This window comes from Mycobacterium sp., from assembly GCF_040398885.1.
In the GTDB taxonomy this organism is placed as follows: domain Bacteria; phylum Actinomycetota; class Actinomycetes; order Mycobacteriales; family Mycobacteriaceae; genus Mycobacterium.
This window is the reverse complement of the sequence record NZ_JBBATF010000120.1, coordinates 1-9,800: the sequence shown is the minus strand read 5'-3', so window position 1 is coordinate 9,800 and position 9,800 is coordinate 1. Positions and strand designations below refer to the sequence as shown.

The following is a 9,800-nucleotide window of genomic DNA, read 5'->3' as shown; positions in this document are numbered from 1 at the left end:
GGGGCGCCGCGACCGGGGGCGCCGACCGCATCATGCTGGCCGACTTCGGCGTCGCCCGTTGGGTCAGCCACGCCAGTGACCTGACCGGAACCGAGGTGACGGTCGGCACCGTGACCTACGCTCCGCCCGAGCAGCTGACCGGCCGTCCACTCGACGGCCGCGCCGACCAGTACGCGTTGGCGGCCACCGCCTTTCATCTGATGACGGGCGGTCCGCCGTTCGACGACAGCAACCCTGCCGTCGTCATCGGGCAGCACATCAGCGCCAGACCGCCGGCGATCGCGACCTACCGCCCGGAACTCGCCGGCTTCGATCCGGTGTTCACCAGGGCGATGGCCAAGGAACCGCGCGACCGCTATGACCGCTGCCGCGACTTCGCCCACGCGATGCAACGGGCGCTCGGTCCGGCGGGGACCGCATCCGGCCGGCATCAGCGAGTCGAGTCGACAGAGAACCGCCGCCGCCGGGCCGCCACCGGACTGGCCGGGCTCGTCCTGCTCGGGGCGGCCGCCGCGGGTTTCGCCGTCATCGGCAGGGACCGCGGTGCGATGACCGACTCCGCGCCCAACACGCCTCCGCCGCCGGCGATCTCGGCACGGATGGAACTGCCGGTGGTCCTGCTCGGCGCCGATTGCGCGGTCCTGGGGGCGGCCGCGGTGACCGAATCCGGGACGCCGGCCTACTGCGCGCGGCCGGACCCGGCCGGCGAACAGACGGTCTGGTCACCGCAGCCCGAGCGCCTGCGTGCCGCGGCTCCCGTCCAAGCCGCGCCCGGCTCACCGCCCGAGTCTGCTGCGTCTTCTGTACCGACCGACCAGGGAACGAACCCGGTTTCCCCGGCCGCGCCCTGACCGGGGCGCCGCCAAGCGCGAGGGCGGGGGCTTCGACATGCCAGGCGGATTCCTCGCAACAGCCGGCCGAGGCGGGCCTGTAGGCGGTCGCACGGTCGGATCATCCGTCGCCGAACCCGGGCAGCATCCGCTCGGGATGGTGGAAGGTGTTCACGCCGCCGCGCAGCGGAAGATGCGGTGGCGGAAGCCATTCGGTGCTGCCGTCCCGGAGTTTTCGGGTTCGCCAGCCGCCGGGTTTGAGCAGTGCGTGATCGCGTTTGCAGGCGAAGGTGAGCTTGTCGATGTTGGTGGGACCGCCTTCCGCCCATTCGTCCACGTGGTGAACCTCGGTGAGGTAGCCGGGCATGTGGCAGCCCGGCGCGGTGCAACCGCGATCCTTGTTGTGCAGGACGATCCGCTGGTCCGCTGAGGCGATCCGCTTGGAGCGGCCGAGATACAGCGGGCGGCGGCTGTGCTGTTCGAACACGGCCAGGTAATGCCAGGCGTGCGACGCCATCCGAATCAGGTCACGCATGGGCAGCAGAGTGCCGCCGGCTGTCACGGCCACGCCTGCCCCGGTGTGCAGTTGGTCCAGCGTGGCAGACGCGATCACCGTGACCGGCAAGCCCTTGTGCCGGCCCAGTGCCGGATCCCCGAGGCGGCCGCGTACCAGGGCCACCAAGGCGTCGTGCTGCCGCTGGGCGTGCCCGCGGACATCCCGGTCGGCGACCTCCTGACTGGGTTCACCTGTCACCGTGGGGGTTTGGTCCTCCGGGTTGCACATCCCGGGTGCGGCGAACTTCGCCGTCCAGGCCTCGATCATGGCGCGCAGTTCCGGTGTGGCGACGAGTCGCCCGACACTCATCCCGTCCGGCCCCTGGCCGCCGCACCAGGCGAATCCGCGCTTGCGGGCCCGGTCGGCGTCGGAGAACTCCCCGTCGGGGTTGAGTCGCAGCGCCAACTGCCCGGCCAATTTCTCCAATTGGTCCGGCCGCAGCAAGGCGGCCTGTTCGGCCAGGAACGCCTCCGCCTTCGCCGAGTCGGCCGCCGCGACATGATCGGGGAGATCCCCGAAGAACCTCTGGATGACCCGCAGGTGCTCACCGTCGAGTGTGCCGCAATGCCAGGCTTTCGCGGTGGCTGCCAACTCCGGCGCCACCTGCTGACCGGTCAATGTGGTGCGCGGAGCGAGTTGGGCGCCACCCCGGATGCGGCGCTTCGCCTCACCCGGGCTGATCCTCAGCACGTTGGCGAGAACCCGGTGGCTGTTGCCGCCCAGTGCCTGCTCTTCGCGGCGATCCGCCGCCGCGGCACCGTCGTAGGCACGCGCGGTCGCGCGCCTGCGCAACGTCTCAAGCTGATGAAGGCCGTCGAACAATTCCGCCACCGGCAGACCGTCCCAGTCGACAGCGTCGACGGCCGCAAGGGCGGCATCCAACCCGGCCAACACATCCGCTATCGAACTCATGTTCGAAAACCTACCCGAAGGGTCGGACAACCTTCGCCGCACCGGTTGGCGGCTGGGGATGAGCGCGGAATTGTGGATTCCTCCGCGCGGCAGGGCCCCGGGATCTCTCCTCTACGCCTTGATCCGGATCTCGCCGGGCTTCCACAGCCCACTGCGGGTCGCGGTGCCCAACTCCAGCTGTGCCGGCGTCGCGTCGACGATGGTGTCGAACTTGCGCAGCGAACCCCAGTCCCGGCCCCAGTCGTGCGACAGGTACGTCGACATCACATGCGCCCGCAGCAGCAGGTCGCTGATCCCGAGCAGGCCGCCGTTGCGGCCGTCCTGCCAGGTGTCGGTGTCCTGCTTCTTGGCGGTGTAGTCCGGCGTGATGCGGAACTGCGGGACGTCGGCGACTCCGTTGGTGTGCAACATCGGCTGCTGGCAGGGGAAGGCCAGCCCAACCGCCCAGTCCATCATCACCGGCGTGGTGCGCCCGACGTACTCCTGGATGGTGCGCAACTCGGGCACCCGCGGCGGCGTCACGGCCACCCAGTCGCCCAGCGACAGCGACTTGTCCTCGGCCACAATGCGAACCGCGGTCACGTCGGCGGGAATGGCCGACCGGGGGAAGCGCAGATTCCGCCATGACGGCGCCGGCCCGAGGTCGAAGGGCTCGACCCGGCCGGCCGCCACCGGCGCCCCGTCGGGACCGGGACGGCCGTACTCCAATTCGACGGCCTGGCCGTCGGTGCGGTTGTTGAGGATGCTGTTGCCGGCGATCGTTCCCGCGGCGGTCACCACCACCAGAGGGTGGCCGCCGTCGTCGGGGGGAAGCTGATACCAGGCCGAGGTGAGCAGGCTCTCCTGCTGGCCGGAGTCGACGTAGCTGCCCGCAACCGGGACGCGGGCCGGGTCGAGCTGGTAGGGCAGCGGGATCTTCGATCCGTTGATCCCCGCGGCGGTGAGCTCGAACGGGCCCTCCCAGTCGTGGTCGATGCCCGGCGTCGGGTTGTTGACCCGGATCGCCTCGGCGACGATCTTCTCCGGTAAACCGTTGGGGCTGAAACCGACCGGCTTGGTCCCGCCGAGGGGGCCCAGCGCGCCGTAGTCGCCCGGCAGCGCGGTCAGGAAGCCCGCGTTGGAATCGGGTTCGACGAGAACGTTGTCGGCCAGTCCGCATCCGCCGGCCAGTGCCCGCACGTTGGCCAGCCCGTTGGAGTAGGTGGGGTATTGCCGGATCACCCCGGCCGTCATGGACGCCATGTTCACCAGCACCATGAATCCGGCCACCACCGGGATAGGCCCCGCGGTGAGCATCCGGGTCACCCGGCCCTCACCCCGCCGGCCGGTCAGGTGCAGCCACGCCGTGTAGAGGGCCGAGAGCACGAACAGCGCCAGAATCATCGCGCTGACGCTGATCCCGCGGATCTGCGGCGTCGAGTTGTTGAACGGCACACCGAAACTCGACACGTACCACCAACCGTTGGTGGTGGCGAAGGTCAGGGCGAGAACGAACAGCACGGCGGTGACGACGGCCATCCGGTTGCGCGACCAGCGCAGGACGGACGGCGACACCAGCACGGTGGCCAGCGCGGCCACCGCGGCGCCCACCGCGGCGAACAACCCGAAGTGGTGCACCCACTTGGTCGGGGTGAACATCAGGCAGAACAGGGTGGCGTAGATGACGCCCATCAGCCGCCATGCCGGACCGCGGGCCACACCGGGAATCCGCTTGCGCCGCAACATGACGAAGGTCGAGATGAACAGCGACAGCGCGGTGATCAGGAAGCCGAACCGCCGCGACAGCGACCCGTCCACGGTCGGCAGGATCAGGTAGAAGTACCGCAGGTTCTCGGTGTACCACGGCTGGCTCGGCCCGATCTCGGTGCGGATGCGGGTGGCCTCCAGCACGGTGGCCAGGGTCTGGTCCGCGAAGACCACGGTGAGGATGACGGTGCCCGCCGCGAGCAACGGCGCCACCAGTGGCAGGGTGCCGACGACGGCGCGCCGCCGCATCAGGATCCGCAGAATCGGCCGGCCGCCGGCGATCAACGCCGCGACGGCGATGAGCCCGGTCGGCTGGATTCCCAGGGTGAACGCGGCGGTGATGATCGCCAGCGCGAACGGGGTGAGCCGTCCCGAGGTGATGGCGCGTTCGATGAGCACGTAGGTGATCAGCGCGCCGGTGGTGATCTGGCCCTCCGGGCGCAGGCCGTTGTCGAACGGCATCCACGCCGCGAGCAGCACCAGGCCGGCGGCCCACAACGCCGGCCGACTGGCCGCCACGGCCGGCCCCAGTCGGGGCAGCACCTCACGGGACAGCAGCAGCCAGCAGACGAACGCGCACAACAGATCCGGCAGCCGCATCCAGATGCTCGCGGTGCTGACATGGGTCATCAGCGCCAGCACGTTGTAGTACCAGCCGAACGGGTCCTCGGGCACGCCGAACCACCGGAAGTAGTTCGACATGTACCCGGCGTGCTCGGCCACCCGCGCCATCTGCAGGATGTAGCCGTCGTCGGAGGAGTTCGCCCCGATCACGTACCAGATCAGGAAGGCCAGCACCACCGTCACGTCCACCGCGGTGAGGGTCTGCCACCGCCGCGGGATCAGCCGGTGCATGCGGTGCCCGTCCAGGCGGTCCAGTCGCCACAAGGCCGCCAGCGCAACGACAGTCGCCGCGATGGACAACAGCATCGCGGCCAGTTTCAGCGCGGTCGGACGGGTGCTGAACCGGGTGTCGATGGTGGCCGAGACCTTCAGTCCGGGCGGGGCCGGCCCGGACAGGTCGGTGAACACACCGACGACCCCGGGGCGCAGGTTCGGATCCGCGAAACCGCTGCGCAGATCGTCGTATCCGGTCTGCGGCGACTTCTCCTTCTCCTCGTCGTCCAGATCCTGGTAGTCGGCGCTGGGCGGCACACCGACGAACTGCGCGAAAGTGCCCTCGTCGGTGGAGGTGATCTCGATCCGCTGGCAGCCCGCGGCCTGCACCTGTGCGCGCGGGACGCTGGCGACCACCACGTTGCGGTCGGTGATGTTCACCCGCTGGGAGTCGACGGTGACCGACAGCGAATCGAGCGCGGCGTTCTTGGCCTTCTGCGGCGCCAGACCGAACACCATCCCGCCACCGGGCGGCATCGCCCGGATCACCTCGCAGGGCACCGTGGCGTTCATCGACACCGGCGTGAGCGAGATCAGCGGCGCCGTAACGCTTTTCAGCTGCCCATTCTGCGGCCAGTTCAAGGTGGCCGTGGTCTGCACCACCGGCAGCAGCGGGGTCAGTATCGCCAGAACGAATCCCAGCAACCCGGCGACGGTCGCCATAATCCGGGTGATCCGCACCTCGTCTGCGGAGGCGCGGGCGTTGGCGGTGAGAACCTGTGTCATGGCAGGGCCCTGATCGGTCCGTTGCGGCTCCACCCGAATACCCGTGCGGCGCCCTCGTCGACGGCGGCGTCGGGCGACTGCGAGGCGGGAACCACGCGGATGTAGCGCTCGATCTCGCCCCAGTCGCGGTACCAGTCGTCGCGCAGGTAGGTCGGCACCGTCGTGGTGCTCAGCAGTGCCTGGATGAACAGGTAAGGCCCGCCGGCGCGGGCTGTCTGCCACATGTTCGACGACACCACCACCTGCTTGAGGTTCGGCCGGATCCGGTACTGCGGCAACTCGGCGACACCCAGGTGCTCGGAGAACGGCCGCTGGCAGGGGAAGTGGGCGGCGCTGGCGATGTCCATGAAGACCGGCGTCCGGTCACCCAGCAACGCCTGCGCGGTCTGCAGGATCGGCGCCCGCGGCGGGGTGAAGCCGAACCACTGCTCGGTGGAGAGGTTCGGATCGTCGGCCACGATGCGCACCACATTGGCGTCGGGCGGCGCGTCCTTGACCGGGAAACGCAGGTTGCGCCAGGCCAATTGCTCCTGGGTGTCGATGGGATACACCTTCTCCAGCGCGGTGAACGTGCCGTCCTGCCCGCGCACACCCCACTGCAGCTTCAGCGACTGTCCGTAGTGGAACTCGCCCTCGTCGTCGTAGTACCAGATCGCGCCGGCGGCGGCGACGGTCACCAGCGGGCGGTCCGGGCTGCGCGGCGGCAGTTCGTACCAGGCCGAGGTGGCTTTGGCCGCCAGCTTGTTCTGCTTGTAGCTGCCCATCACCGGCGTGGTCTCGGGGTCAAGACCGAAGGGCAGGAACACCTTCGACCCGTTCACCCCGGCTGGGCCGTAGCCGCCGCCGGTTCCGCCTGCGAAACCGATTCCCCAGTTCGCCTTGTTCGGCGAGCCGTCGGAGTTCACCGTGCCGGGGTTGGCGACGAACGGCGCGACCGGGTCGAGGTTGTCGCTGACCCCGTTGGGGTTGAATCCGACCGGGTCCGCACCGCCCAGCGGGCCGTACTTGCCCCACTTCTGGCCGGGGGCCGGTTGGAGCATCCCGGCGTTGGTGTCGGACTCGACCAGAACCTCGTCGGCCATGGCGCAGCTTCTCCCGGAGAGCCCCGAGGCCAGTGCCGCCAGGTTCGCCTTGCCGTTGGTGTAGGCGGGGTAGCGCTGGACGAATCCCTTGGCCATCGACCCGACCGACAGCAGCACCATGATCAGAGACACCGCCAGCAGCGGGGTGGAGGCCAGCACCCGGTTGCGCCGGGTGTCGGCCACCTCGGTGTGACCGGCGTAGTCGATCCGGAAGTGCAGCCAGCCGGCGATCAGTGCGGTGAGCACGGCCATCGCCAGGAACATGGACGTCACCGCGCGGTGCACCAGGACCGGCGGTCGGTCGTACCACGGCACCCCGTAGTTGCCGACGTAGAACCAGCCGTTGACACCGGAGGTGGCCAACGCGACGACGAACAGCAGGGCGGTGAGGTACAGGGCGAGATTGCGCCGGCTGTGCAGTCCGATGGTGGCGAAGGCGAACGCCGTCGCCGCGCCCAGCGCCGCGGTCAGACCGGCGAACGCCCCGAACTGCACTGCCCATTTCGTCGGGGTGAAGGTGAGCAACAGCAACCCCAGACCGGTGCTTCCGATCAGCCGCCACAGCGGACCGCGCGCCAGGCCGGCCACACGGCCCTTGCGCAACAGCGTCACCAGGAGGCCGAACATGCACAGCAGCATCACCAGGACGGCGAACCGCCGGGTGAGCGAGGCCTCGCTCTGCTCTTCGACGGTCAGGAAGTAGTACCGCAGGAAGTCCTGGTACCACGAGATCGTCGGGCCGACAACGTATTTGATGCGCACCGCCTCGGCGACAGCGGCCAGCGTCTGGTCGCGGAACACCACCACGAAGAACACCGACAGCGCCGCGCCGAGCGCGGCCAGCGGGGCCAGCACGCCGTCGCGTGACCGCCGGCCGCCGATGATGCGGGTGATCGCCCGGGCCCCCACCAGCAGCGGTGCGGCGGCCATCAGGCCCTGCGGCGCGAGCGTCGCGCAGAACACCGCGACGACGATCGCCAGCGCGGTGGGCGCCAGTCGCCGGGTGGCGACGGTGCGCTCCACCAGCATCCACACCGCCAGCGCGCCGAAGGCGATCAGCGGCTCGGGCCGAAGTCCGTTGTTGAACGGCAGCCAGGCGGCCAGGAACACCGCACCGGCGGTGGCCACGGCCACCCGGCTGCCGGCCAGACCGCCGCGGGCCGAGCCCAGCCGCGGCAGCACGCGGTGGCTGAGGATCAGCCAACTGCCGATGGCCGCGGCGAGCGCGGGCAGCCGCATCCACACCCCGGCGGTGCTGACCGACGCCAGTTGCGACAGCACCGACTGGTACCAGTCGAAGGGGGCCTCGGCGGCGCCGAAGTACCGGAAGTAGTTGGCGGTGTACCCCGCGTCCCCGGCGACGCGGGCGATGGTGAGGTTGTAGCCGTCGTCGGAGGAGATGGCGCCGATGACGTGCCACACCAGCAGGGTGCCGATCACCCCGGCGTCGGCCGGCCAGTGCGCCCACATCCGGCGCCGGGCGCCGGGGATCCGCGGGAGGCCCCACCCCCGGTCCAGTGCCGCCAGCGCGGTCACCGAGGCGATCACGCACAGCACCCCGGCGACCATGACGGCCAGTTTCAGCGGGGTGGGCCGGGTGACGAACCGGGTGTCGACGTCGATGCGGGCCGACAGGCCCGGCTGGGCCGGCACCTTCAATTCGGTGAAGACACCGGTCACCTGAGGCTTCTTGTCCGGCGGCAGGGTGCCCGCCGCGCCCGGGATTCCGACGAAGTCCGCGCCCACCGCACCGGCGTCGGCCCACACCCGCAGGGTGCTGCAGGCGCCGGAGGCCACCGCTGCGCGCGGGGCCACCGCCGCCACCGTGTCCCGGAAGGCCACGGTCACCGAGTCGGTGTTGGCGCGCACGAACAGACCGTTGCGCGCGGCGTCGGTGCCGTCGGCCGGGTTGGTCGAGAACAGCACCCCGCCCTCGGCGGGCAGGGTCGCGACGGCCGGGCAGGGAATCGACGCCTCCATCGAGGCGGGCGCTCCGGACACCAGCGGCGCGGTGATGTCGCCCACGGTCCCCTCGGGTCCGACGCCCTGGGGCCACAGGATGGTCGCGGTGCTCTGGGTGACCGGCAACAGCGGGGTCAGCCCGCACAGCAGGATTCCGGCCAGACCGGCGAGGAGGGCCACGAGCCGGGCGATCCGGTTGGATCGGGTCGTCAGGCTGGGCACGAGCGTCGATGGTAGGCGACGGGCTCACCTTTCCCCGCGCGAGCAGACGCAAAGTGCCGCCCCGGACCGGCGTGTCGGGGGAATTTGTGTCTGCTCGCGCGAGGACTCAAGCCGGTCGCAGCGGGGCCGGGCTCCACAACCCGCTACGGGTGGCGGTGCCCAGTTCCAGGCGCGCGGCGGTGGCCTGCGGTTGGAACGGGGTCAACCGCTGCAGGGCGCCCCAGTCCCGGGACCAGTCGTCGCGCAGATAACTCGGCACGGTGGCGGCGCTGAACAGCAGTTCGGTGATGCCCAACGGGCCCCCGCCGAGGTTGTCCATCACCGGGGAGTTGGCGTCGGTGTCGAACCGGTCCGGGGTGATCCGCCACTTCGGCACCTCGGTGACCCCGTTTGCGTGCCCGAACGGCCGCTGGCAGGGGAAGGCCAGGCCCACCAGCCAGTCCAGCAGCACCGGGTCCTGGCCGCCGACCTCCTGTTGCAGCGTCCGCAGCGCCGGGACGCGGGGTCCGGTGACGGCGATCCAGCGCGACGGGGCCAGGTCGTCGTCGACGGCGACCACCCGGACCCGGGTGGCGTCGGGCGGGATCAGCGCCAGGGGCACGCGCAGGTTGCGCCATCCGGGGGCCGGGCCGACGTCGGCCAGGGGCAGCGAGCCGCCGGGGGAGTCCTCGCCGGCCTGCCGATCGGTGGCCCACTCGACGGCCACCGCGTCGGGGCCGAAGCGTCCGGCGGCCGAGACCACCAGCAGCGGTGCGGATTCCCCTCGCGCGGGCAGCCGGTACCACGCCGAGCGCAGCCGGGCGGGCTGCTGGACCCCGGCCCGCCAACTGCCCAGCACCGGGGTGGCCGGGTCGAGTCCGAAGGGCA

At 70.7% G+C, this 9,800-nt stretch carries 5 protein-coding genes; 1 reads left to right on the top strand and 4 read right to left on the bottom strand.

The window, feature by feature from the left end; genetic code table 11:
- The coding region (locus ADBZ5U_RS11660) for a protein kinase domain-containing protein (protein WP_526265578.1) at positions 1-851 on the top strand (851 nt) is incomplete at its 5' end.
- Positions 852-951: 100 nt separating this feature from the next.
- Here ADBZ5U_RS11660 and ADBZ5U_RS11655 read toward each other — a convergent pair.
- The 4 genes from ADBZ5U_RS11655 to ADBZ5U_RS11640 form a co-directional block, all read right to left on the bottom strand.
- On the bottom strand, positions 952-2,298 hold the full coding sequence (locus ADBZ5U_RS11655) for an HNH endonuclease signature motif containing protein (RefSeq protein ID WP_526265576.1): 1,347 nt from the start codon (positions 2,296-2,298) through the stop codon (positions 952-954).
- Between the two features lie 111 nt (positions 2,299-2,409).
- A complete protein-coding gene (locus tag ADBZ5U_RS11650; RefSeq protein WP_526265574.1) occupies positions 2,410-5,667 on the bottom strand; it encodes an arabinosyltransferase domain-containing protein in 3,258 nt (1,085 codons plus the stop codon).
- Positions 5,664-8,933 carry an arabinosyltransferase domain-containing protein gene (locus ADBZ5U_RS11645; protein WP_526265572.1) on the bottom strand — a complete coding sequence of 1,090 codons (3,270 nt, stop codon included), beginning with the start codon at positions 8,931-8,933 and terminating at the stop codon, positions 5,664-5,666. The genes ADBZ5U_RS11650 and ADBZ5U_RS11645 overlap by 4 nt, the downstream gene beginning before the upstream one ends.
- A gap of 106 nt (positions 8,934-9,039) precedes the next feature.
- Positions 9,040-9,800, bottom strand: a 761-nt coding sequence (locus ADBZ5U_RS11640; RefSeq protein ID WP_526265570.1) for an arabinosyltransferase C-terminal domain-containing protein, incomplete at its 5' end; no start/stop codon positions are given.